The organism is Pseudomonas sp. CLCA07 (assembly GCF_053615335.1).
In genome coordinates this window covers 2,615,115-2,639,761 of sequence record NZ_CM132131.1, presented here as the reverse complement: position 1 = coordinate 2,639,761, position 24,647 = coordinate 2,615,115, and the positions used below count along the sequence as shown (strand labels likewise).

The 24,647-nt window shown below is 54.7% G+C and carries 22 protein-coding genes; 11 read left to right on the top strand and 11 right to left on the bottom strand.

Annotated elements, in window-relative coordinates; all coding sequences use genetic code 11:
• Positions 1-134 precede the first annotated feature (134 nt).
• The 5 genes from epd (at position 135) to fba (ending at position 4,327) form a co-directional block, all read left to right on the top strand.
• On the top strand, positions 135-1,196 hold the full coding sequence (gene epd / locus ACWGZX_RS12185; RefSeq protein ID WP_452628468.1) for an erythrose-4-phosphate dehydrogenase: 1,062 nt from the start codon (positions 135-137) through the stop codon (positions 1,194-1,196).
• A 17-nt stretch (positions 1,197-1,213) separates the two neighbouring features.
• Complete coding sequence (locus ACWGZX_RS12180; RefSeq protein WP_192416742.1) at positions 1,214-2,377, top strand: phosphoglycerate kinase; 1,164 nt, start codon at positions 1,214-1,216, stop codon at positions 2,375-2,377.
• A 34-nt stretch (positions 2,378-2,411) separates the two neighbouring features.
• Positions 2,412-2,633, top strand: coding sequence for a hypothetical protein (locus tag ACWGZX_RS12175; protein WP_452628467.1), 222 nt, complete (start codon positions 2,412-2,414; stop codon positions 2,631-2,633).
• A gap of 56 nt (positions 2,634-2,689) precedes the next feature.
• Positions 2,690-3,022, top strand: a complete 333-nt coding sequence (locus ACWGZX_RS12170; RefSeq protein WP_452628466.1) for an MliC family protein — start codon at positions 2,690-2,692, stop codon at positions 3,020-3,022.
• A gap of 240 nt (positions 3,023-3,262) precedes the next feature.
• Positions 3,263-4,327: a class II fructose-bisphosphate aldolase gene (gene fba, locus ACWGZX_RS12165; RefSeq protein ID WP_452628465.1), complete on the top strand. Its 1,065-nt coding sequence runs from the start codon at positions 3,263-3,265 to the stop codon at positions 4,325-4,327.
• A 137-nt stretch (positions 4,328-4,464) separates the two neighbouring features.
• Here the strand turns inward: fba and ACWGZX_RS12160 are convergent, their stop codons facing one another.
• A complete protein-coding gene (locus ACWGZX_RS12160; protein WP_452628464.1) occupies positions 4,465-5,889 on the bottom strand; it encodes an IS1182 family transposase in 1,425 nt (474 codons plus the stop codon).
• 208 nt (positions 5,890-6,097) lie between these two features.
• On the opposite strand from ACWGZX_RS12160, the gene ACWGZX_RS12155 reads away from it, so the two are divergent.
• Both ACWGZX_RS12155 and ACWGZX_RS12150 read left to right on the top strand, forming a co-directional pair.
• On the top strand, positions 6,098-6,349 hold the full coding sequence (locus tag ACWGZX_RS12155) for a helix-turn-helix transcriptional regulator (RefSeq protein WP_452628463.1): 252 nt from the start codon (positions 6,098-6,100) through the stop codon (positions 6,347-6,349).
• Positions 6,342-7,625, top strand: coding sequence for a type II toxin-antitoxin system HipA family toxin (locus tag ACWGZX_RS12150; protein WP_452628462.1), 1,284 nt, complete (start codon positions 6,342-6,344; stop codon positions 7,623-7,625). The genes ACWGZX_RS12155 and ACWGZX_RS12150 overlap by 8 nt, the downstream gene beginning before the upstream one ends.
• A 212-nt stretch (positions 7,626-7,837) precedes the next feature.
• On the opposite strand, the gene ACWGZX_RS12145 is transcribed toward ACWGZX_RS12150, so the two are convergent.
• The 6 genes from ACWGZX_RS12145 to ACWGZX_RS12120 form a co-directional block, all read right to left on the bottom strand.
• Entirely contained in the window at positions 7,838-8,809 is a 972-nt protein-coding gene (locus ACWGZX_RS12145) for a hypothetical protein (RefSeq protein WP_452628461.1), read from the bottom strand.
• Between the two features lie 30 nt (positions 8,810-8,839).
• Positions 8,840-9,895: a hypothetical protein gene (locus ACWGZX_RS12140; RefSeq protein WP_452628460.1), complete on the bottom strand. Its 1,056-nt coding sequence runs from the start codon at positions 9,893-9,895 to the stop codon at positions 8,840-8,842.
• 296 nt (positions 9,896-10,191) lie between these two features.
• Positions 10,192-11,328 carry a hypothetical protein gene (locus ACWGZX_RS12135; protein ID WP_452628459.1) on the bottom strand — a complete coding sequence of 379 codons (1,137 nt, stop codon included), beginning with the start codon at positions 11,326-11,328 and terminating at the stop codon, positions 10,192-10,194.
• Between the two features lie 100 nt (positions 11,329-11,428).
• Positions 11,429-12,565, bottom strand: a complete 1,137-nt coding sequence (locus tag ACWGZX_RS12130) for a hypothetical protein (protein ID WP_452628458.1) — start codon at positions 12,563-12,565, stop codon at positions 11,429-11,431.
• 306 nt (positions 12,566-12,871) lie between these two features.
• Positions 12,872-13,165 (bottom strand): fructose-bisphosphate aldolase, encoded by a 294-nt coding sequence (locus tag ACWGZX_RS12125; RefSeq protein WP_452628457.1) that lies wholly within the window; start codon positions 13,163-13,165, stop codon positions 12,872-12,874.
• 688 nt (positions 13,166-13,853) lie between these two features.
• Positions 13,854-14,522: a polysaccharide lyase family 7 protein gene (locus ACWGZX_RS12120; protein ID WP_452628456.1), complete on the bottom strand. Its 669-nt coding sequence runs from the start codon at positions 14,520-14,522 to the stop codon at positions 13,854-13,856.
• Positions 14,523-14,844: 322 nt separating this feature from the next.
• Here ACWGZX_RS12120 and ACWGZX_RS12115 point away from each other — a divergent pair, with 322 nt between their 5' ends.
• The 3 genes from ACWGZX_RS12115 to ACWGZX_RS12105 are packed head-to-tail and all read left to right on the top strand — an operon-like array spanning position 14,845 to position 17,827.
• Positions 14,845-16,968 (top strand): putative bifunctional diguanylate cyclase/phosphodiesterase, encoded by a 2,124-nt coding sequence (locus tag ACWGZX_RS12115; RefSeq protein WP_452628455.1) that lies wholly within the window; start codon positions 14,845-14,847, stop codon positions 16,966-16,968.
• A gap of 45 nt (positions 16,969-17,013) precedes the next feature.
• Positions 17,014-17,505, top strand: coding sequence for a M48 metallopeptidase family protein (locus tag ACWGZX_RS12110; protein WP_223520996.1), 492 nt, complete (start codon positions 17,014-17,016; stop codon positions 17,503-17,505).
• Positions 17,506-17,530: 25 nt separating this feature from the next.
• Positions 17,531-17,827 carry a winged helix-turn-helix domain-containing protein gene (locus tag ACWGZX_RS12105; RefSeq protein ID WP_452628454.1) on the top strand — a complete coding sequence of 99 codons (297 nt, stop codon included), beginning with the start codon at positions 17,531-17,533 and terminating at the stop codon, positions 17,825-17,827.
• A 96-nt stretch (positions 17,828-17,923) separates the two neighbouring features.
• Here the strand turns inward: ACWGZX_RS12105 and ACWGZX_RS12100 are convergent, their stop codons facing one another.
• A complete protein-coding gene (locus ACWGZX_RS12100) occupies positions 17,924-18,376 on the bottom strand; it encodes a GNAT family N-acetyltransferase (protein WP_452628453.1) in 453 nt (150 codons plus the stop codon).
• Between the two features lie 257 nt (positions 18,377-18,633).
• On the opposite strand from ACWGZX_RS12100, the gene ACWGZX_RS12095 reads away from it, so the two are divergent.
• A complete protein-coding gene (locus ACWGZX_RS12095; protein WP_452628452.1) occupies positions 18,634-19,371 on the top strand; it encodes a substrate-binding periplasmic protein in 738 nt (245 codons plus the stop codon).
• 132 nt (positions 19,372-19,503) lie between these two features.
• On the opposite strand, the gene yccS is transcribed toward ACWGZX_RS12095, so the two are convergent.
• The 3 genes from yccS to dbpA all read right to left on the bottom strand — a co-directional run bounded on the left by yccS (position 19,504) and on the right by dbpA (position 24,553).
• Positions 19,504-21,687 carry a YccS family putative transporter gene (yccS, locus tag ACWGZX_RS12090; RefSeq protein ID WP_452628451.1) on the bottom strand — a complete coding sequence of 728 codons (2,184 nt, stop codon included), beginning with the start codon at positions 21,685-21,687 and terminating at the stop codon, positions 19,504-19,506.
• Positions 21,688-21,911: 224 nt separating this feature from the next.
• Positions 21,912-23,090, bottom strand: a complete 1,179-nt coding sequence (locus ACWGZX_RS12085; RefSeq protein WP_452628450.1) for an NAD(P)/FAD-dependent oxidoreductase — start codon at positions 23,088-23,090, stop codon at positions 21,912-21,914.
• Between the two features lie 125 nt (positions 23,091-23,215).
• Entirely contained in the window at positions 23,216-24,553 is a 1,338-nt protein-coding gene (dbpA, locus tag ACWGZX_RS12080; protein WP_452629008.1) for an ATP-dependent RNA helicase DbpA, read from the bottom strand.
• Positions 24,554-24,647 lie beyond the last annotated feature (94 nt).

The following is a 24,647-nucleotide window of genomic DNA, read 5'->3' as shown; positions in this document are numbered from 1 at the left end:
GCTGGCTTGCCAGCGAAAGCGTCTTTTCAGTCGACAGAAACGTTGAATCTGATGGCCCATTCGCTGGCAAGCCAGCTCCTACAAGGGTTGTGTTGTTAACGAGATTTCGTCTGACTGCGTCTATCGAGAACCCCATGCCTCAACCGCGTCCTTACAAAGTTGCACTCAACGGCTACGGCCGGATTGGTCGTTGCGTCTTGCGTGCGTTGTTTGAGCGAGGCGAAAAGGCCGGGTTTGAAATTGTCGCGATCAACGATCTGGCTGACATGGCCAGCATCGAATACCTGACACGCTTCGACTCCACGCACGGGCGTTTTCCCGGTGAAGTGAAGGTCGACGGCGATTGTCTGCATATTAATGGCGACTGCGTGAAGGTCCTGCGCAGTGCCACCCCCGAAGGCATCGATTGGGCGTCGCTGGGCGTCGATCTGGTGCTGGAGTGCTCCGGCGCTTATCACACCCGTGAAGACGGCCAGCGGTTCCTCGACGCTGGCGCGCCACGAGTGCTGTTTTCCCAGCCTATGGCCAGCGAGGCGGATGTCGACGCCACCATCGTCTACGGCGTGAATCAGGATTGTCTGACCGGCAACGAGCTGCTGGTGTCCAACGCGTCGTGCACCACCAACTGCGGCGTGCCGCTGTTGCGCCTGCTGGATCAGGCCATCGGTCTGGAATACGTGTCGATCACCACCATACACTCGGCGATGAACGATCAGCCGGTCATTGATGCCTATCACCATGAAGACCTGCGCCGCACCCGTTCGGCGTTCCAGTCAGTGATTCCGGTGTCCACCGGTCTGGCGCGAGGCATCGAACGCCTGCTGCCGGAACTTGCTGGGCGAATTCAGGCCAAAGCCGTACGCGTGCCGACGGTGAACGTGTCTTGCCTCGACATCACGATGCAGACCGTCAGCGACACCGACGCCACCGAGGTCAACCGGATTCTGCGTGAGGCCGCCACTACTGGCCCGCTCAAAGGCTTGCTGGCCTATACCGAGTTGCCTCACGCCAGTTGTGATTTTAACCATGACCCACATTCGGCGATCGTCGATGCCAGTCAGACTCGAGTTTCCGGCCCACGGCTGGTGAACATCCTGGCCTGGTTCGACAACGAATGGGGGTTTGCAAACCGAATGCTGGACGTTGCAGAACATTATCTGCAAACAGCTACTCCAACAGCTTCTCCAAAACAGTAACTCAGGAATTGCGACCCATGACCGTGTTGAAGATGTCCGACCTCGATCTGCAAGGTAAGCGCGTACTGATCCGCGAAGACCTCAACGTCCCAGTCAAGGACGGTGTTGTCACCAGCGATGCGCGAATCCTGGCCTCGCTGCCGACCATCAAGCTGGCCCTGGAGAAAGGCGCGGCCGTGATGGTCTGCTCGCACCTTGGCCGTCCGACCGAAGGTGAGTTCTCGGCCGAGAACAGCCTCAAGCCAGTCGCCGACTACCTGAGCAAGGCCCTGGGCCGCGAAGTGCCGCTGGTCGCTGACTATCTGGGCGGCGTTGACGTCAAGGCCGGCGACATCGTGCTGTTCGAAAACGTGCGCTTTAACAAAGGCGAGAAAAAGAACGCTGACGAACTGGCCCAGCAATACGCCGCCCTGTGCGACGTGTTCGTGATGGACGCCTTCGGCACCGCTCACCGCGCCGAGGGTTCGACCCACGGCGTGGCCAAGTTCGCCAAAGTTGCCGCCGCTGGCCCGCTGCTGGCTGCTGAACTGGACGCACTGGGCAAAGCCCTCGGCGCCCCGGCTCAGCCAATGGCCGCCATCGTTGCCGGCTCCAAGGTCTCGACCAAGCTCGACGTACTGAACAGCCTGAGCCAGATCTGCAACCAGTTGATCGTCGGCGGCGGCATCGCCAACACCTTCCTGGCCGCTGCCGGTCACCCGGTCGGCAAGTCCCTGTACGAACCGGACCTGCTGGACACTGCTCGCGCCATCGCCGCCAAGGTCAGCGTGCCGCTGCCGGTCGACGTCGTGGTTGCCAAGGAATTCGCTGAAAGCGCGACCGCGACCGTCAAGCTGATCGCTGATGTGGCCGCAGACGACATGATTCTGGACATCGGCCCACAGACCGCGGCGAATTTCGCCGAGCTGCTGAAGTCGTCCAAGACCATCCTGTGGAACGGCCCGGTGGGCGTGTTCGAATTCGACCAGTTCGGCAACGGCACCAAAGTGCTGGCCCAGGCCATCGCAGAAAGCTCGGCGTTCTCCATCGCTGGCGGCGGCGACACTCTGGCCGCCATCGATAAATATGGCGTGGCCGAGCAGATCTCCTACATTTCTACCGGTGGCGGCGCGTTCCTTGAATTCGTCGAAGGCAAGGTGCTGCCAGCCGTTGAAGTCCTGGAAAGCCGGGCCAAGGCCTGAGGCCGCGCATTTGACCAGGCAAAGGAGTGTTTACATGGTCAAGACGTTAACGCTGCTGATTGCAGCGGGCCTGCTGGCGGCTTGCGGGAGTAACCCGAAAGCCACGCCGGAGCCCGCGCCGCAGAACCAGGAAAAAGGCTGCTACCAGGCCGACTGGCAAGCGGAAACCAATCCTGTGCTCAACAAGCGTTCCGGTCCGGATGGCCTGGATAAATACGAGACACAGACACCCGCCAAGGAACAGGGCTGTCCTTGACGGGTCTGACTCATTACTCAGGGCTGGCGGCGTGCGCCGTCAGTCGAGGAACATGGATGAAAGGTTTTATCGCCGTTACGGCGCTGGCGTTGCTGGCCGGTTGCGCTCAGTTGAACCTGTTCCAGTCGTCTGCACCTGTGGATAACTGGACCACCTGGACCTGCGACAGCCAGGCCAAAGTGCTGTGGCGCTACACCGACGACAGCCGCAAGGAAGTCGACGTGCGTCTCGGCGGGTCTGATCAGGTCTACCGCTTGAAACAGGAGCCGGGCGCCGAAGGTTCGCTGTACAGCAACGACATGCTGGCGTTTCACGTAAAAGGTGAGGAAGGCCTGGTGTACTGGGTCGCCACCAATGATTTGATCGGCCGCGGTTGTAAAGCCGAGTAATAACGGCCCGACGCAACCCCCTGTAGGAGCTGGCTTGCCAGCGAAGAGGCCCTTGAGGCATGTAGTGTCCCGGCGGACGCCTTCGCTGGCAAGCCGGCTCCTACAGGGGATGTGTTGGCCAATATGCATTGACCGAATTCGCAGCCCGGACCAACCCCCGATCTGCAATAACTTGAATAGCCGCCGCCGCTACGGCAGGCTGGCACGATTAACGACCCTCAACCGGGAGAGACACACACAATGGCACTTATCAGCATGCGCCAGATGCTGGACCACGCAGCCGAGTTCGGCTACGGCGTTCCAGCCTTCAACGTCAACAACCTTGAGCAGATGCGCGCCATCATGGAAGCCGCTGACAAGACTGACTCCCCGGTGATCGTCCAGGCTTCGGCCGGTGCTCGCAAATACGCCGGCGCCCCGTTCCTGCGTCACCTGATCCTGGCGGCCATCGAAGAATTCCCGCACATCCCGGTGTGCATGCACCAGGACCACGGCACCAGCCCTGACGTCTGCCAGCGCTCCATCCAACTGGGCTTCAGCTCGGTAATGATGGACGGTTCCCTGGGCGAAGACGGCAAGACCCCGACCGACTACGACTACAACGTCCGTGTTACCCAACAAACCGTGGCCTTGGCTCACGCCTGCGGCGTTTCGGTAGAAGGCGAGCTGGGCTGCCTGGGTTCGCTGGAAACCGGCATGGCCGGTGAAGAAGACGGCATCGGCGCCGAAGGCGTTCTGGATCACAGCCAAATGCTGACCGACCCGGAAGAAGCCGCTGACTTCGTCAAACGCACCCAAGTCGACGCCCTGGCCATCGCCATCGGCACCAGCCACGGCGCGTACAAGTTCACCAAGCCGCCTACCGGCGACGTACTGGCCATCGACCGCATCAAAGAAATCCACAAACGCATCCCGAACACCCACCTGGTGATGCACGGTTCGTCTTCGGTTCCGCAAGAGTGGCTGGCGATCATCAACCAGTACGGCGGCGACATCAAAGAAACCTACGGCGTGCCGGTTGAAGAGATTGTTGAAGGTATCAAGCACGGCGTGCGTAAGGTCAACATCGATACTGACCTGCGTTTGGCTTCGACCGGTGCGATGCGTCGGTTGATGGCGACCAATCCTAGCGAGTTTGATCCGCGTAAGTTCTTTGGTGCGACTGTGACTGCCATGCGGGATGTGTGCATTGACCGTTACAACCAGTTTGGTACCGCGGGTAATGCTTCGAAGATCAAGCCGATCTCGTTGGAAGGGATGTATCAGCGGTATTTGAAGGGTGAGTTGAACGCCAAGGTGAACTGAGTCTGAGCGTTTTGTAACGTTGATGAGAAACCCGCTGATGCAGACTGTGTGAAAACACACTGATGGTGGTTCCAGCAAACGCCCCGACTTGTTCGGGGCGTTTGCTTTTGTGCTCACAGCAGACGAAAAAAGGCTTTTCAGCCCATCAGCGCCATCATCTGACGCACGCCCAGAACGTTAATCGCTCTTTTCAGGTTATAGGCGTTCACCGCCAAGGCCATTTCAGCCCTCGCGCCTTCAAGCTGTCGCAGCAAGAAGCGAGCGTTACCAAATAACCACTGTTTAAGGTTGCCGAAGGGATGTTCGACGATGGATCTTCGGCTGACCATCATTTCGGGGTGTGCCTGCATTCGCCGTTCCATTCGCTCGAAAGCCTTTTCGTGCAGATGGCGTGAGAGGTATCGGCGTTGGGCGTCGGTGCATTGCGCTTTTAACGGGCAGCTTGCGCAGTCGCTGACCGCCGCCTGGTAGATTCGGCCTTTATTGCTGATCTGTTTAAAGATCAGCCATTTTCCGGCAGGGCATTGATATCGATCTTGCGACGCATCGTAGGCAAATGCTGTTCGATCGAAAAACGCCTGCTCCTTGCCGCAGGAGTTGAGTGACCGCGCCACAGGCACATAAGCCGTTATGTTTTCATCCTCGCACGCTTGGAACTGCTTTCCATTCGAGTAGCCCGCATCTGCGGTGACCGTGAGTTCATCTTGTGAAAGTTGTTCCTTGGCGGCCTTGGCTATCGGTTCAAGTTGCTTGCGATCATCGCTGTCCTGAGTCACTTCATGGTGCACAATCATGCAGTGCTCAGCATCCACGACTGTCTGTACGTTGTACCCGACCTGCGGCCCTTTGTGCGTTCGCAGCATTCGGGCATCGCTTTCGTGGCTATTGAATTGCTCAAGCTCCATTGATTTCATCAGCGCTTGGCACGTCAGGTTATTGGAATGCCTGACCTCAAGTTGCGCCAACGCCGTCTTGATCGCACTGCGGTCAACCCTCTCGCCGGCTTCGGTTTTATCCGCCTCATCCAGCTCGGCCAAGTACTGGGCAATGCGTTTATCCAGCTTCTGCTCCTGGTGTTTGAGCCGTTGCAAGCTCGTATGACGCCGCGAGGAAGCAACAGCCTGGAACTTGCTGCCATCAATCGCCACCAGATCACCCGCGATCAAACCTGCCGTTCGGCAAAACTGGACGAAGGCCCGGCACGTCGCGATAAAAGCGGGTTTGTTGTCTTTACGGAAATCGGCGATGGTCTTGAAATCGGGCCTGAGTCGATTGATCAGCCACATCACTTCGATATTGCGCTGGCACTCGGCTTCGAGGCGCCGTGATGAACGGATGCGCTGGAAATAACCGTAGAGGTAGAGTTTAAGTTGATCGGCCGGATCGTAGGAGGGGCGGCCAGTGCTTTTGGGTAGCGCTTTATCAAAGCCCAGTCGCACCAGGTCCAGCTTGGCGACGTAGATGTCGATAACGCGAACGAGGTGATCCTCAGGGATCAACTCCTCCAGCGAAACCGGGAACAAACTGGTCTGGGTACGGGACTGTCCCTGGATGTAGGCCATAACGAAAAATGCTCCGTATCTTTCGATGCGGAGCATTTTCTTTGATCGCCAGGCAGATTGCTAGGTTTTCACACAGTCTGGAGAGGCGGGTTTTTTTATGACGGGGGATTTTTGACCTAGATACCGCCTGACGTAAGGCGCTTGAAATGTCACTTATAGTGGACATAATTAGAGTTATCGCTAAAAAAGTCCGATATGGGTGACATTCATGCTCCTGCACAACCCCTCGGTGTTCGGTGAAAGAGTCCGCCAGTTGCGACGCGCCAAAGGCTATAGCCAGGCAATACTGGCGCACAGGGCACAATGCAGCCGTAAAACCATTATCGACCTTGAGGCCGGTGAAAATGTTGCGCTTTACACTGCGTTCAGGGTGCTCTCAGCGCTGGGCATGGCGCTTGAAATTGTTGATAACCGAATTGACCTCAAATCCCTTGCTGATCTGGTAGAGCACGATGAGTAAGGTCAAGCTGCTCAACGTCATGACACCGCAGGGCTTTTCTGGCGAGCTGTCCAAGGGGTCACAGTTTTCGTTTGCCTACGAATCCGCCGATGCACCCAGGGAGGTCTCACTGGTCATGCCCTATGACCCGACGCCCGCAGTGAGCAACGTGCTGCATCCGATTTTCGATATGAATGTGCCTGAAGGGTTTCTGGCCGATCAGATCAAACGTCGGATGGCTAAACATATGCAGGTGGATGAAATGCGCCTGTTATCGGTCATCGGGGGAAATCAGATCGGGCGTCTCAGTTATCAAAATCCTGCTGACGCACCCGTGTCCGTTCGTGCTCAGGTCGGGCTACAGGAAATTCTGTCGGCGGACGCCTCGCAAGGAATCTTCGAATTCCTCGTAGACACCTACTTCGAGTCGGGCATTTCGGGGGTGCAGCCCAAGGTATTAGTGCCCGATCTGGATAAGCTCACCGGCACTCGAAAAACCATGCTCAGCTCCGACCTGATTGTTAAGTCAGGAGCTGACGAGTATGCGCACCTCGCTCAAAACGAATTTCTCTGCCTGGAAGCTGCTCGTCTCGCAGGGCTCGAAACTCCGCCGTTCTGGCTTTCTGAAAACGGTGATCTGTTCGTGATGGAGCGATTCGATCTGACATCTTCTGGTCGCCTTGGTTTTGAAGACATGGCTGTACTGCTCAGTCTCAACAAGGACCCTCACGACAACTACAAGTATTCGCAGAGTTACGAAACGCTGGCGGCGGTAATAGGTCAGGTGTGCCGGTATGGTGATCCGATTCGTGAGCTAGAACGGTTTTTTTCCTCGGTTTGTCTTTCCGTCATGGTTCGCAATGGTGATGCGCATCTGAAGAATTTCGGCGTGATTTACACTCATCCTGATGCACTGGATACCGTGCAACTGGCACCTGTTTTTGACGTGACAACCACAACGGTCTACGAGAACTACAACCCAAAGTCTGGCCGGTCATTGGTTGATCGCACCTTGGCCATCAAGATGAACAAGGTGAAAACCTACCCAGACCGTCAGCAGTTGATCGAATTTGGTCGCAAGCACTGTGCTGTGGATAGGCCTGCGTTAATCATCGAGCGGATTGCCGAGGCGATGACTGGGGCGCTAGAGGCTAATCAACGCCATATAGACGCGGAACTCTTTTCGGGTATGCAGACTGAATGGGATGCGGGGCGGCTGATGGCGCTTAATGATTCGATAAATCCGGGACTGCGGCGCAAGCGTGTCGTAATGGGCGTGAATAAGCGGGACACCTGATCTGCGTTGGCTGGCGATCCGATCTCGGTGGAAGCGACGTATCAACGGCTTTAGAAAGGTGAGTTGAACGATAAGTTTACTAAACCTTAAGTAGTTAGTTGCATATAAAACCGCAGAAACGGTTTGGGTTGTATTTAGATTACGCTTGCACTGATAGGAAGGGGGTAACACCATTTTGGTAAAGGGCAACCAATATGATCGCCCCCTCTGTTTTAACTGCGGAGCCACGTCCGAAAGAGAGTATCTGTATATGTAAGAAATTCGGGGGCGTGCGTTAAGAAACTGCTCGCATTTTCCTTCGAGTCTTTATTTGAAAAGACAACGGTATTGAATGAGTCAAAGGAAGTGAGTATTTTGTTGACCTCGTTCAGGTATTCTTTTTTTATAGTTGGGATCGATTCATATTCTTTTATATCATTAATTTCATTAACGCAGGCTTTGATTTGGCGATCAATATCATTGCCGCGTAGTTCTGTTGCATTAAGATAGCCAATGATGGTGCGGCGGGAGGTTATCATGTCGTCAAGATGAACTTGCTCTTTTATCAAATTAAACACATTTGACATAATAGATAGACCATGGTCGATTAATTTCTTTTTGAATTCAGCTGGATCGTTCAGGATATCCCTTCCGGTCTCTATCACTTGGTTAAATATAGGCGCTGCTTTATCTAAGGCGCTCTGCTTTTGAAGTGCGTCAATTGATACGTCAAGTTCATATTTATGCATTAGAGCTACATCGTAGTGCTCTGCATCTTTTACTTTTGTGGCAATATCTCGTAAGTTGTTAAGTGTCTGTCTTAGTTCGTTAGATCTATATTGGTTGCTTGTGTAGCTCATTGTTTCAAGGTTGAATATCTTCTTCTGAAGAGTGTTGCGCAACTCAAGAAAATCTTTTTTTCGCTGCTCAATAATGACTTTAAGATCGTTTTTATATTCTGGTGCCAAATCATAATCATCCAGTACATCTTGGATGTCATCCGATTTCATTAAATCAATACTGCTACGTGCCACGTCATTGACGACCTGATCTAGACCTGTCTGATATTGTGCAACGGCTTGGAGATCACTCTTTAATGTTGTGTTCGCAATATTGCTGAGCTTTATGTTTGCATAGTGGCTAATGTAGTTTCGGCAGTCTTTTGCTGCAAAGATGTTCGGTTTTACAAGGTTGACAATGCCCATGTTTAAATTCTCCTAGTGTGGGGAAGAAGTTTATGACTGGATTCTAAATGCTTCTTGTAGCGTCGAAGAGTTTTGCTCAACGATACGCCAGTCGCTAAGCATCTCCTCCATTCGGTTAACAAATTGACCTAGCAGTTTGTAATTGGTGAATTGAGTTGATGAGTGAGCAATAAGTTTTTCGGTCGCTGTCCAATGACTTTGAAGTTGAATTACAGCAATGATGGCAGGCGTGATCACGTCATATAACGAAACCATGCTGATATGGAGAACTTGAAGAAAGCCCTTAAACTTTTTGTTCTGGCTGAGCATGGCGATACTGTCTTCTATCTGTTTGGCCAATTCCTTAACTGTAGGGTCATCTGAAATACCTTTACTTCCATGGATCCAATCGTACAAACGGGGAGCTCTATGTGTTGTGTTATCTGATGTGTTATCTAGTGTGTATTTTTTGATTCCAGCAGCGGCTGCTTTATCATCTTTGAGCTTTACGAGTCGGTTGGTTAAATCTGAAATTGCTGTGTCCAAGGTGTCAGGGTTTGAACTGTTTATCATTGACCCGACCCATGGTTTAATTGTTTCGTTGATCATTCTATGAAAAGTTCTTAGTTCGTTTAGTACGGTGACGCTGCGGCCTCGTTTCTCTGAAATGGACTTTTTGATATAGGTCACTGTTTTATCTAATCCGGGGATTTTTTCTTGATCACCGTTATCCAGGGATATGCTAGGGAATTGATCAAGCTGGTCAGGTGTCAACTGTGAAATTTTGTGGGTCTTATAGCCCTCCATCTCTTTAATAATATTGACGGCATCGTCCCCGTACTCGCAAAGGTCTTTTGCAAAACCCACGAGCAGAGCCGCAACTTCAATCATGTTTGCTTGAACACCTTCCCATGAATTAGCGTGTTTGTTGATTATGGAAAAGTTTGCTGTTATGTCTTTTAGCCATTCTGGCTTTGCGTCCTTATACTTGACTTGCACTCCGGTCTCTGTTGTAGGAAGAGCCTTGCCCTCCCTGGCATAACGTTCAATGACAAATACATCATTTTCGGTTACTACGGGAATAGGATAGTTATCGCTGTATGTCATGACAAGTTTCCTTTAGTTGGTTGGTATTTTGAATGTTTCATAGGTGAATGGGCAAAGGTTTGTATGGGTTTTATACTTTGTAAATATTCGTACTATATAGGCACGAAGTTTTATCGGCTCGGCTCGACTCCATCGCATAAATATCTATACAAAATAGGTCGATTCACAAGATTAACTCGGCCGTTGATGTCGACGAAAAACACCAGTTACGGGTCGTGGTTTTTTATATGCTGCAGTTAAGGTTCTTGTTGTTGTTAATAGTGCAGTATTCTATAAAACAGCGCTGGAGGGATCTATTAGTAAGCTCTCTCTAGCAATTCATTTAATGTTTGTAGGTTTTTATCGGTTTCTTGCCAAACCGCCAGTGCTGACTTCAGGGACTTCACAACACTCTGCAGATCTAAGTACTGCGTCACTTGAGTAACCCTGGCATTAATACGGTCCAGTTCTACAGCTGTATTCCTCCAGAGGGTCCGGACTTGTCCGACGCCTTTATTTGCATCGGTCAAGGGCTTGTCAAACAATTTCAACCAGTCATGCATACTTTCCAATTGTCGGAACAAGACTTGTCCTTTTTTTGTTTGCGTTATTAATGCAGTTACTTGATTTCTGCTGTCATCTGGCAAGTCGTTAAGTGCGTCGTTGTATTCTTTGACATGATTAGGATGCAACTGTGCGGTCACGGCAGCGTCAATGTCATCTACCGGCTGACCGGCAGCATCCTTGATCACCTTTAGCACGAGGCCACGTACAACGCTCATGTAGGTGTCGAAAAATACTCGTTGGTATTGTTCCATCGGTATGAAATTCAATTTTTCGGCCATCTCTGTAGCCGTATCCAAGTTTACAAAGCTATCAGTACCTGTTTGAACAATGTTCATTAGGTATGTTTTAAATGACATGATATTTGTACCAATATCTTTGCTATTTTTTTCCAGTTTTTCGATGGAGGTTTTTGTGCTGTTGATGTTGAGTTTAATATCCGAAAGCCTGGCAAGATCTTCATTGCATAAAGGGCAATAAGATGAAGGCGGATTTCCCAGTGATGCATCAATTTGTTGTTGAAGAGTGCGGGAGTAATCAATGTATCCTGACAGGTTTTCGATCGTGTGCACTATTGAAACGACCTGTGTCTTGAAGATTTGGTAATTTTGTGACGCTGTTGAACAGTAACTTTTTAAGTCGGTTTCTATAATCGGCCACTCTTTTGCGTGCTTCACGACGTTTTTGATAAAGCTGCCTATACCGTTACTGTAAAGAGTGGTAGTTTCTTCATGGTTTATAGGGGTTGTCTCATCTCCCCAGAAGTCATTCATTTGATCAAGGTTTGTGCTGAGTCCACTCGACCGCCTGACGTATGTTTTAATTAGCGCAATCTCGTCGGGGGTAAGGATGGGGGCGGGAGTGATGAGATTTACTGGTTGATCGGACATTATAAAGTTCCTTCTCTCGGCTACTGATAGGGGAGCTATCCTGGATTTCTTGTGCCTGAATAAATAATTTTGCAATATTGTTCTGTTAATAACTTGTTACTTAATAATCGATGTCGCTAAAATATTCACTGGTCAAGATATGTCCAACGAAAAGTCCCTTTTTCGGTGTGAATCGATCGCCGCTCATTGCTGTAAAATTGGTAGTTTCGCTACCTGATGATATGGTGCGTTCGCCCGAAGTTTCGGTACTGCTAGTAGGATAATTTGTGCTACGCATGAGGGTATATTTTCCAAAATCAGTTTTTATTTTTGTTAATTTTTCATCTAGTTCCTCGATAGTAAGATTGAGCATTTTTTGCGTAGAAACACCCCATCGGCTTAAACAAGTCTCAGCGTAATGACGGATTATTTCACCTGGTTCCGGGAGTACTTTAGCTCCGTGTGCACCGTTAGCTGATGCATTGCCTACCAACGTCGCATGGCGCCCGGCCATTGGATAAATGTAGGTCTTGGTGTGTGCATAAGTTTTCGGAACGACGCAGTCAAATCCCCTGGATCGTTCGTCCCTGGCATAAAAGGCTACATACTCTTTGACGTTGCTCCCGATTTCTACTTTTTTATCTTTTGAATATAGGAGTCCCGGAACGGGGTCGATGGCAAATATGTTTACAGGTATATCCCGTAGTTCGCTATCGTTAAGCATGTAATTGGCTAGCATGTGACAACTGATTCCGCCACGACTCCAGCCAACAATATTGACTTGGGTAGGAATGACTCCGTCTCTGCGGAATGTTTTAATAATTTGTTCTTGCAGTTGTTGCTGTGTGAGGTGGCGATTGCCGTAGTCGTACTTTCGCCAAAACCAGCCACCTTCGCTTGTGACTTCGTTTATTGGGACGCCGGCATTTTGAAGTTGTTGGTAATTTTCCTGGGTTAATGTTTCTCGCTGCCAGTCGAATTTCCCCTTCATAATATGGGTAGCATGTTTTACATTTTCCTCCCAGCCCGCACCAAATAATGTCCCATTCCAATTATAATGACCGCCCGGTTTTGTAAATAGATCGTCATCTTGCAGGTTTCCACTTCCCGGGCCGTTAATGACGATCCACTCGGCAAACTCCTTACCCAAGTTGTTTTGAGCAAGCGTAGAGATAAGCTCGCCGTTCCAGTAGCTTGCATTGGTGTCATCAAATTTGGTGGAGCCAGTGCCGCAGAAGTAGACGGTTAAAACTGTCATATTTTTTACTCAAAGAGTTTTATTAGTGTTGAACGGTAGTTAATCAGGGGGTGAGCTAAGGCGAAACTGTTAAAAATACCAGTTTTTTATGCTGTTTGGTTATGGCTGGTTTCTGCTTATAGCGTTTTGCAATAGAATGGGCTCAGTAGCTGCGCTAAAAGAGGAAAGCTATTGTTAGCAAGAAAAAAGGGGGGGCTGAATAGCACTTATTTAGCAGCTAAATAGCTGATATGGCTGGAAAGTTAAAAATTATTCGAAAGGGGGAGATTTATTTAATCGTCCCCCTTTTGTTTGATAGCCGAATACTCAGCTATTTGCTGGCTTATCAAACCCACGCTGTTCAATTACCCCAAACACATCGGCAACATCCTGGACCATGATCCGGGCGATGTTGGTGACAGTGTTGATGTCGTTCTCGGCGTAGTCGGGCAGGCTGGTGCAGGCCATCAGGTTCAGGTATTTGAGGACGGCGTTGAGGCGTTCGCTGAGGCAGTTGTGAAGTTCGCGTAGCGGGGCGTCGCTGTCGATGAGCAGGACGGGGTGGTCGGTGGCGAATTGGGACATGGGGGTGAAGCGGCGCGGCGGGCTGTTCATTGTCATAAGTAAATCTTCCTCGTATCTGAATGAAGAGCTACTACCGTTCGCTGCGAAACGAATGGGGTGGTAGCTATGTGCGGGTTCGCAGACCAGGGATACGGGAACCCGGCAGACCCAAAGGTCTCCCACACACAGCCACCATAAAAAGGAGGGCGAGTGCTGACGCGCCCTCTTTTTTCGAGGCGCTAGGGTACTACACGTATCGTTAGGGCTGCGAAACCCTGTCGCCAACGATGTCAGCGACAGGCCAGACTTTAGGCAGCGATTCAGTCAGCCGCAACCGGCCTGTAGGACGCCTTTGCGTTCGTGTGGCGAGATGGTTTGGCTTCGTTCGTTGGTGCAACTGCAGTAAAACCGGGTGCTGTGGTGTGCCTGAGGAAATCGGGGATAGGGTTTGGGGCTACTTCGTAGCCCAGCGGGAGCAAGCTCCCTCGCCACGGTCGGAGGAGTCCTACGTGTTTTTCGGACGCTCAGATAGTATTTTTGTAGCAGCTGCCGAGCCTGCGAGGCTGCGTTCGGCTGCGCAGCAGTCGTCAATCAGGCAACGTATTCATTCATTCATTCATTCATTCAGGCGGGCCGGGTTTACCGGGATTGCGAGGACTTCGTCCTCGGACGCAGCCTCGCGCTGCTCGACAGCTGCTACAGGGGATGAGGTGTTTTGGGGGGACGCGGAGCGTCCCGGGGGTGGTTACTTATCGTGATCAATATCCAGCTTGCTGAACGTCACCATCCCCCCCTCGCTGGTGTACCCGGTGTTGTCCTGCACATAAACCCCAGCCTTGAAGTACAGCGGTTTATCACGCCAGGTCGCGCTGATCTCGGTGTCCCACTGATACCCCGCCGCACTGATGCCCAGCGCGCCACCCGGACTCAGATGAATCAGGTAGGAAAACTCCTGGTCCAGCTTCACACCCGTCGCAATGGTGATCACCCGGCCTTCATCATCATCCGGGTGCATGCGCACTTTGGCGACGATGTTGCCGGTGGAGGTCGTGGTCTTGTACTGATATTCAACCTTCACCATGGGTTTCTGACTTTGATAGGCATGGATCTGGCCGATGACGATCTTGCCGGAACTGGGCACCTGATTCACCGCCAGGGTCGCGCGCAGGAAATTGTCGGCGTCCGGGTGGTACCAGTTTTTCAGAGTGCCATTGCTGTAGGTTTCGCGAAGTTCGGTACGAGGGTAGATGGCATTTTCGGTGCGCGAACCCGTTACCGGTGTCCAGAAGAACAAAGTGCCGGTGTCGGAATGGAAGTATTGGTCCTTGAAGCCATCCACCAGTTTGGCTGTTTCAACGGTGTACGGCGGATTGCCAACAGGGACGCTGAGGTTCCAGGTTGCGAGATCGATCATAGACAAAACTTCCACAAATTTTACTGCACGCACGTGCCAGAAGCTCTAGTACGCGCCTCGGAGGGCAGTCTTTATAAGCGTAGAAGGCCACTTTGTTAATGCCTGAATGGCAAATGATTGACGTCAACATCCTGTCTAAATGCCATCTCGCCCGGTTTCCGGGGCTTGCAGGACCGACCGTTAGTCGGCAAATTAACGCGTTAGTTAAGTGGTGGCGCTTTGATAGCTTCTGCTTTTGCGGATCGCGGTCTAGAGTGGTGACACAGTATTTGTCCGGTTTTCACGAGAAACCGACCTGACGCCCTCGAACAAGAGAAGCAGCATGGAATGCGCGCAACCCACGCCAACCGAAGGCAGCTCGATCCTTTTAATCGTCGATGACTACCCTGAAAACCTGATTAGCATGCGCGCGTTGCTCCAGCGCCAGGACTGGCAGGTCATGACCGCCGCCTCCGGCTTTGAAGCGCTCGGCCTATTGCTCAAACACGATGTCGACCTGGTATTGCTCGATGTGCAAATGCCGGGCATGGACGGTTTTGAAGTGGCGCGCTTGATGCGCGGTAGCCAGCGAACGCGCCTCACGCCGATCATTTTCCTGACGGCCAACGAACAGTCCCAGGACGCAGTGATCAAGGGTTATGCCAGCGGTGCGGTGGATTACCTGTTCAAGCCGTTCGACCCGCAAGTTCTCAAACCCAAAGTTCAGGCCCTGCTGGAGCATCAGCGTAATCGCCGTGAGTTGCAGCGCCTGAGCCACGACCTGGAAGCCGCTCGCGCTTTCAATGCCTCGGTGTTGGAGAACGCGGCTGAAGGCATTCTGGTGGTGAGTGAGGACGGGGTGATCCGTTTTGCCAACCCGGCCGTGTCGCGGCTGCTCAATGCCACGGTGCAGGAGCTGCAAGGCAAAGAGTTTCTGGATTTTCTGCAAAAACCGCATATCCCGGTCTGGGCGGATTCCGAGATTTACACCGGTTACAAGCGCGGCGAAACCTTGCGCCTGCATGACGCGCTGTTGCGAACCGCCCCCGGCCAGCAGGTGCCGGTGGCGCTGTCGTGCGCGCCATTGCCCGCTGAACAACACGCCATGGTGGTGACGGTGCTGGACATGTCGGTGGTGCGTCACCTGCACCAGCAACTGGAGTTCCAGGCTGTTACCGACCCCTTGACTGGCCTGCTCAATCGCCGGGGGTTCTACCAGACCGTTGAAAACCTGCTGCTGCGGGGTGAGCGCGCCGACAGTGCCTGGGTGCTGCTGTACCTGGATCTCGACGGGTTCAAACGGGTCAATGATTCCCTGGGCCACGATGCCGGGGACCGTGTGCTGCGCTGGGTGTCTGAGCAGTTGAAGGCTTGTTTGCGGCCCTTCGACATTCTGGCGCGCATCGGCGGCGATGAGTTTACGGCGTTGCTGGACCTGGAGTTTCCCGAGCAGGCGGCGAAGATTGCGGAAAAACTCATCGAGCGGGTGTCGATCTGTCAGCAGATTGAAGGCCTGGAAATCACGTTGGGCGCCAGCATCGGGATTGCGACGTTTCCGGATTGCGGGACCAACCTCGACGGTTTGTTGCGGGCCTCGGACATTGCCATGTACGAAGCCAAGCGTGCGGGCCGTCAGCAGTATCGTTTCTACGATCACGAGATGAACGGCCGGGCGCGTTCGCGGCTGATGCTCGAAGAGAGCGTGCGAACGGCCATCGAAAACCGTGATTTCAATTTGGTGTATCAACCTCAAGTGTCCATCGCCAATGGGCAGATCCGCGGGTTCGAGGCATTGCTGCGTTGGCAGCACCCGAGCGTCGGCGATGTCCCGCCGGGGCTGTTTTTGCCATTGCTGGAAGAGGCGCGGCTGATCAGTCGGCTGGGCAGCTGGATTTACCATCGTGGAGTTGGGCAGCGAAAGGCCTGGGAAACCCTGTTTGCCGAGGACCTGGTGCTCGGTGTGAGTTTGAGCAGCACTCAGTTCGGCATGCCCAACCTGGTCACCGAATTGCGCCAGGTGCTGGGGCGCCATGGCCTGGAGCCGCGTCATCTGGAAGTCGAGGTGACGGAAGAAGCGCTGATGAAAAATCCCGAAGAAACCCGAAAGACCCTGCGTTTGCTGCGCAATCTCGGGGTGCGGGTGGCCTTGGATGACTTCGGTTGCGGGCCTTGCTCCCTGTCACATCTGCGCGACCTGGAACTGGACACACTCAAATTCGACCGGCACTTGATCGCCCGCCTGCCCGACTCCTCGCGGGATGCAGCGCTGGTGCGCAATGTAATTGACCTGTGCAAGGAATATGGAATGCGGGTGATCGCCGAAGGGGTGGAAACCATTGCTCAGTATCAATGGCTGCAAGCGAATGGCTGTGAGTACATGCAGGGTTTTCTGGTGGCGCGGCCGATGATGGCCGAGGACGTCGGCGACTTTGTGCAACTGTTCGACTGGAGCGCACTGAACAGTTGAATTCGCTACACTGGCGACCTTTTCGTGATTCGTGTTGCCGCCCCAATGACCGCGTTGAAATACCTCCAGGCCTATCCCGCTGCGTTGCAGGACCAGGTTCGCCAGCTGATCGCCGAAGATCGATTGGGCGACTACCTGAGCAAGCGCTACCCGGAAAAGCACGGTGTCCAGAGCGACAAGGCGCTGTACACCTATGCGCTGGACCTCAAGCAGGAATACCTGCGTAACGCCCCGGCCATCGACAAAGTGCTGTTCGATAACCGTCTGGACCTCACCCATCGCGCGCTAGGCTTGCACACAACTATCTCGCGGGTGCAGGGCGGCAAGCTCAAGGCCAAGAAAGAAATTCGTGTGGCGTCGTTGTTCAAGGAAGCACCTTCAGAGTTTCTGAAAATGATCGTGGTGCATGAACTGGCGCACTTCAAAGAGTCCGATCACAACAAGGCGTTCTACAAACTCTGCGAACACATGCTGCCGGGCTATCACCAGGTGGAGTTTGACCTGCGGGTGTACCTGACCTGGCGGGACATGCAATAACAGATCAACAGCCGGGAGTGTTTGAATGGAAGTCAGCAAGACCAAGAGCAGTTTCTATCGCCGGTTGTATGTGGCGTACCTGATCGACAGTGGACAGGCGAGCAGTGTTCCGGCCTTGACCGACGTGACCGGCATGCCCCGGCGCACGGCGCAGGACACAATTGCGGCGTTGGCGGATCTGGACATTGTTTGCGAGTTCGAGCAGGAAGAGGGCGCGCGCAATCATGCGGGGCGCTACCGGATTCGTGAGTGGGGGGCGATTGATCGGGGGTGGATCGAGCGGAATTTGCGGCAGATAAAAGAAGTGCTGGAGTATCCCTAGATTCTGCGGTGGTGCAGCTGACGCCTTCGCGGGCAAGCCCGCTCCTACAGGGATCACCGAAATCCTGTAGGAGCGGGCTTGCCCGCGAAGGGGCCCTTAAGGCCGACGCATCCCGATATGAGGAATACCATCCTCGACGTATTCCTCACCCGCCACCACAAACCCGTACTGCCCGTAATACCCCTGTAAGTGCACCTGGGCCGACAGATAAACCGGCATGTCCGGCCAGTGCTTCTCAGCCTGCTTCAACGCCTGCGCCATCAGCTCGTGCCCCAGGCCGGTGCCACGTGCCCCCGGGGCAACAATCACCCGACCAATCACCACATCGCCACCCTGCGTCTGTGGATCGAGCAATCGCAGGTAACCCACCAGCCGATTCTCGTCCCACGCCATTAAATGGCAGGTGTCACCTTCCAGATCCTGGCCATCGATGTCTTGATACACGCATTTCTGTTCGACGACGAACACCTCTGCGCGCAGTTGCAGAATGGCGTACAGCTGTTCTTTACCCAGGTCGCTGTGGTGTTTGCAGATCCAGTCAATTGTCATTTTCACGTTCCTTGAACATCGTCGCTCCGATACTAAGCGTACTGAGGACAGTTGTCTTTAAGGCAGGAAAATCTGTGACAAAGGCCAAAGTGCCATCATTCATTTCTCGCGGCATTGTCATCTTTGTGTAATCTGCGGTGAAGCGCTGTGCATTGGCTTCAAAGAGCTATGTTGAGACCTGGCTGCCGGTACATGGGTCTTGGAGTTTGGGCTGAAAAAAACACGCCGGGTAACCCGCCCGCTAAGGATTTTCTAGCATGCCGCGATTGCATCAAGCGTCTGCTTTGATCGTATTGCTGTTGCTGACACAGGGCGCGGCAGCGGAAAAGCTGCGTCTGGTCGCCGATGCCTGGCCACCCTTTACCGACGCCACGCTGGTCAACGGCGGATTGGCGACGGACATCGTCAGTACCGCGCTGGCCCGGGCCGGTTTTGCCAGTGATTTCGAACAGGTGCCGTGGGCGCGAGCCTTGATGGGAGTGGGCGAGGGGCGCTATGACGTGTTGGTCAACGCCTGGTACACCGCTGATCGCACTCAGCTTGGCCAGTTCTCCGGCGAGTATCTGCTTAACCGCGTGCGCTTTCTGAAACGCAAAGACGCGCCCATCGAATACAACGACTTGCAGCAACTGCACACGTATCCGATTGCGATCGTGCGGGGGTATGCCTATTCGCCGGAGTTCGATGACGACGTGTCACTGCAGAAAGTCCCGGTGCATAGCTTTGCCATGGCGGTACGCATGGTGGCGGCGGATCGGGTCAAGTTAACGCTGGAGGATGAATACGTCGCCCGTTATTACTTGGCGCGCGAATCATCCAAAGTGCGCAATGCCGTGGAGTTTTTGCCCAATCCGTTGAGCGAGAACAGCCTGCACATATTGGTCAGCTTGAAAAACCCGCAACATGAACAGATCGTCGCCGGTTTTGACCGCGAGATTGCCGAGATGAAGGCTGATGGCAGTTATGCGCGGTTGATGAAGCAGCATGGGATGTGAGGATTGGTTTTTGTGGTGGGGCTGATGGCCCCTTCGCGAGCAGGCTCGCTCCCACATTGATCTATGGCGTGACACAAATCCCCTGTGGGAGCGAGCCTGCTCGCGAAGTGGCCCGCCCAATCCCCACAAATCTCAAATCTCGCTAGTGTCTTTAATCAAATGCGCCGCCAACGTCCGTAACGGCCCCAGTTGCCGACAAATCAACGCCAACTGCGTCTGCACCAGCCGCTGCCCTTCATCGATTTCATCCGGCATCTGCTCAAGCGAATTGGCCAGCGCTTCTTCCTCGTCACTCTGAATCGCAATCGGCTGTTTGCTTGCCAGACCTTGGGCGATTTCGTCGATGCTGGCTGCGAGGCTCACGCCGGCACCCTCAATCAAATGCTCATGCACATCCGGTGGTAGCGGAGTTTCACGGTGCGCGCCCAACCCGGACAAATAGCTGAGCAACGTGTGCGACAGCACCAGAAAACGAAAGCCGACATCCGCTTCCTTTCGGAAATGCCCTGGCTCCATGAGCATGTTGGCCAGCGTCGTCGACAGCGCGGCGTCGGCGTTGTGTGCGTTGCGTCGAGCCAGGCGATAAGCCAGGTCGTCGCTTTTGCCGGCCGCGTATTGCTGCATGATCTGACGCAGGTAAATGCTGTTGCAGGTCAGGGTGTTGGCCAGCACTTTGTTCAGGCGTCGGCCCTGCCAGTCCGGCAGGAACAGGAACACCGCGAGCCCGGCGATCAGGCTGCCGAGCAAGGTATCGAGCAGTCGCGGCAGGAACAGTCCATAACCGTCCCCGACCTGGTTGAAGCAGAACAGCACCATCAAGGTGATCGCGGCCGTGGCCAAGGTGTAGCGAGTGGTTCTGTTGATAAAGAACACCACGCCGGCGGCAATCGCAAAGCATGACTGGATCAAGGGATTCGGGAACAGATCGAACAGCGCCCACGCCATTGTCAGGCCGATTGCGGTGCCGATGATCCGTTGACCGAGTTTGCGTCGGGTGGCGCCGTAGTTCGGCTGGCAAACGAACAGCGTGGTGAGGATGATCCAGTAACCCTGAGAAGGGTGAATCAAATGCACCATGCCGTAGCCGATGCTCAACGCGAGGGGCAAACGCAGTGCATGGCGGAACAGCAGCGACGTCGGCGTCAGCTGCGTGCGCAAGCGTACCCACACATCTTTGAGGTTGCGGGGCGAACGGTCGAGCAGGCTGCTGTCGGTGGCATCGGCCAAGGCTTCCGGGTTGCTCGCATCGCTGAGTAAATGGTCGAGTGTCGCGAGGTTGGCCGCCAGCGCCCGCAGCGAACGCAACAGCCCGCGCCAGGCCGGGTTGCTCTGGATACGCAGGTGTTCGATGGAGGCGTGCAGGTCGCTCAGGGCTTCGGCGAAGCTTGCGTCATAGACGAACGGCTGACGCATCTGGATCGATTCCGCCAGGGCGCGACAAGCCTTGCCTTGCTGACGCAACAGGCGCTGACAGCGGAACAGCACGTCGCTGTGGAAAAACGCCTCGGCGAGTGCGTTGTAGGGGTAGTGCGAAGAACTGGCGCGCTCGTGGATGTCCTGAGCGAGGAAGTACAGTTTCAGGTAGCGGCTGACTTTCGATCCTGGCCGACCGTTGCCGACCCGGTGCAGAATGATCTCCTTGGCTGCGTTCAAGGCCGCCACCACACGACCGTTCTGCTGAGCCAGTTCCAGGCGCCGCGCTTCCACGTCCATTTGCCGAATCGGTTCGAACAGCGACGATTTCAGCTTCAGGTAGTAACCCAGCTCGCGGAACAATCGCGCCAGGCTCTGCTGCACGGGCTGGTTGGAAAACATCGCCTGCCACAGCACCGACAGCAAACCGTACCAGGCCGCGCCGGCCACCAGCAGCACCGGTTCATGCCAGAAATCGGTGACGGCGCCGCCGCGCTGGTCGACGCCGATCATCGTGTAGACCGACAGAATCAGCGTCGCCGAGGCAATGGCGCCATAGCGCTCGCCGAGGGCGCCGAGCATGGTCAGGCAAAAACTGGCCAGGGCCAGGGCGATGATGAAGATATAGGGGTAGGGGAAGAGCAGTTCGACGGAGAAGGCGGCGACGCTGAAACACACCAGCGTCACGGCGAGCGCGTTGAGGCGGCCCTGCCAACTGTCGTCGGTTTCGGCCAGGGCGCTGGCGATGATCCCCAGGAACAAGGGGATCAGCAGTCCCATTTCATCCTGATACCAACAGACCGCCATGCTGCCGGTCAGGGCAATGAACACCCGCACGCTGTAGCTGAATTTATCCAGCGCCCAGAGGCGACGCAGAGACTGACTGAGAGGAGTCGATGACATGAAGTGCGAAGGCCTTCCGAGGCAATGACGCTAAATTGAGCCAGTAATGACGCCGACGCAATGGCGCCGATCACATCTGACAGCAAAATCTGTTCCTTTAAGCTTCACGCATAACCACTGTGGGAGCGAGCCTGCTCGCGAAAGCGGTCTTATATTCAACATCGATGCTGGATGTTCCGACCTCTTCGCGAGCAGGCTCGCTCCCACAGTGTGTTGGGGTTGTATCAGACGAATTGCGCGGCGGCGTAGCCTGAGGCCCAGGCCCATTGGAAGTTGAAGCCGCCCAGATGCCCGGTCACGTCGAGCACTTCGCCGATGAAGTACAAACCAGGGCTTTTCAGTGATTCCATGGTCTTGGACGACACTTCGTTGGTGTTGACGCCACCCAAGGTGACTTCGGCGGTGCGGTAGCCTTCGGTACCGGCCGGCACCAGTTTCCAGCTCGCCAGTTTTTCGGAGATGTCGGCGATTTCCGCGTGGGTGTACTGCTTCATCGGTTTGGAGGCGAACCAGTTGTCCGCCAGCAGGTTGGCCATCTTCTTGGTGAAGATTTCCCCCAGCAGGGTTTTCAGTTCACTGTTCGGACGTTCGGCCTGCTGCTGTTGCAGCCACTCATGCACGTTGTGGTCCGGCATCAGGTTGATCTCAACCGTGTCGCCAGATTCCCAGAACGAAGAAATCTGCAAAATCGCCGGGCCGCTGAGGCCACGATGAGTGAACAGGATGTTTTCGCGGAAACTCTGATCGTTGCAGCTCACCAGGCAATCCACCGACGTTCCGGACAGCTCGGTGCAAAGCTCTTTCAGCTGATCGGTGATGGTGAACGGCACCAGGCCGGCGCGGGTTGGCAGCAGTTGGTGGCCGAACTGTTTGGCGACCTGATAACCGAAACCGGTCGCGCCCAAGGTCGGGATCGACAAACCGCCCGTGGCAATCACCAAAGACTCACAGGTGATCTGCCCCATCGTGGTGTCCAGCAGGTAGCCGCTTTCGAGTTTTTCGATGGTCTGGATCGAGGTGTCCAGGTGCAGGCTCGCGCCGACCTGATCGCACTCGTTGAGCAGCATCTCGAGGATGTCGCTGGATTTGTTATCGCAGAACAACTGCCCGAGCTTTTTCTCGTGGTATGGCACGCCGTGTTTGGCGACCATGCCGATGAAATCCCACTGGGTGTAGCGCGCCAGTGCGGATTTGCAGAAGTGTTCGTTTTGCGAGAGGAAATTGCCAGGTTCGGTGTACATGTTGGTGAAATTGCAGCGGCCACCGCCCGACATCAGGATTTTCTTGCCGGCCTTATTTGCATGGTCGAGCAACATCACCTTGCGCCCACGCCCGGCGGCAGCCAGCGCACACATCAACCCTGCGGCGCCAGCGCCAATGATCACGACTTCGGTAGAGCGCAAAACGGTGTCCTCACACAAAATTCGAAACGGGTACATCACCTGTAGGAGCTGGCTTGCCAGCGAATCGGGCAACGAGGTGTGTCAGGTGCGCCGCCTTCGCCGGCAAGCCGGCTCCTACAGGGAGATCAGAGGATACGCACGCGTAGCGAACGGCCTTTGATCTTGCCGTCATTCAGGCGCTGCAAGGCTTGCTTGGCGATCCTGCGTTCAACCGCCACAAAAGCCTGGAAGTCGAAAATCGCGATCTTGCCTACCTGGGCGCCCGGAATGCCGGCATCGCCGGTCAGTGCGCCGAGAATGTCGCCCGGACGAACCTTGTCTTTACGGCCGGCGCCGATGCACAGCGTGCTCATGACCGGCAGCAGCGGACCGCCGCCCTGGCTGGTGAGGTTGTCCACCAGATCCCAGGTCAACGGCGTCTGCTGCAGGTGTTCGATGGCTTGGGCGCGCTGCGCTTCGGGCGGTGCGACCAGGCTGATCGCCAGGCCTTTCTCACCGGCACGACCGGTACGGCCGACACGGTGAATGTGGATTTCCGAATCACGGGCCAGTTCGACGTTGATCACCATGTCCAGCGAATCGATGTCCAGACCGCGAGCGGCGACGTCGGTGGCCACCAGTACCGAAGTACTGCGGTTGGCGAACATCGCCAGCACCTGGTCGCGATCACGCTGTTCCAGATCGCCATGCAGACCGACGGCGGAGATGCCTTTGGCGGTCAGGTGGTCGACGGTTTCCTGAACCTGCTGCTTGGTGTAGCAGAAGGCTACGCAGGATGCCGGGCGGAAGTGGCCGAGGACCTTGGTCACGACGCTCATGCGCTCTTCCGGGGAAATCTCGTAGAAGCGCTGTTCGATCTGCGTGTCGTCGTGGAACGCCTCGGCCTTCACTTGCTGCGGGTTGCGCATGAACTTTGACGCAAGCTGCTTGATGCCCACCGGGTACGTGGCGGAGAACAGCAGTGTCTGGCGGCGTTCCGGGGCCTGCATGATGATTTCTTCGATGGAGTCGTAGAAACCCATGTCGAGCATGCGGTCAGCTTCGTCGAGAATCAGCGTGTTCAGGCCGTGCAGTACCAGCGAACCTTTGCGCAGGTGCTGCTGAATGCGCCCCGGCGTGCCGACGATGATGTGTGCGCCATGCTCCAGCGAAGCGATCTGCGGGCCGAGGGATACGCCGCCGCACAGGGTCAGGACCTTGATGTTGTCTTCGGCACGGGCCAGGCGACGGATTTCCTTGGCGACCTGGTCAGCCAGCTCGCGGGTCGGGCAAAGGATCAGCGCCTGGCAACCGAAGTAGCGCGGATTGATCGGGTTCAGCAAGCCGATACCGAAGGCGGCGGTCTTGCCGCTGCCGGTCTTGGCTTGGGCGATCAGGTCCATCCCCTTGAGGATCACCGGCAAGCTTTGCGCCTGGATCGGCGTCATCTGGGCATAACCGAGGGAGTCGAGGTTAGCCAGCATGGCGGCGGACAGCGGCAAAGTATTAAAAGCGGTGGCGATGGTGGTCACGGGACTGGCCTGCAAAACAAAATGTCGCGCAGTGTATCAGTCCCAG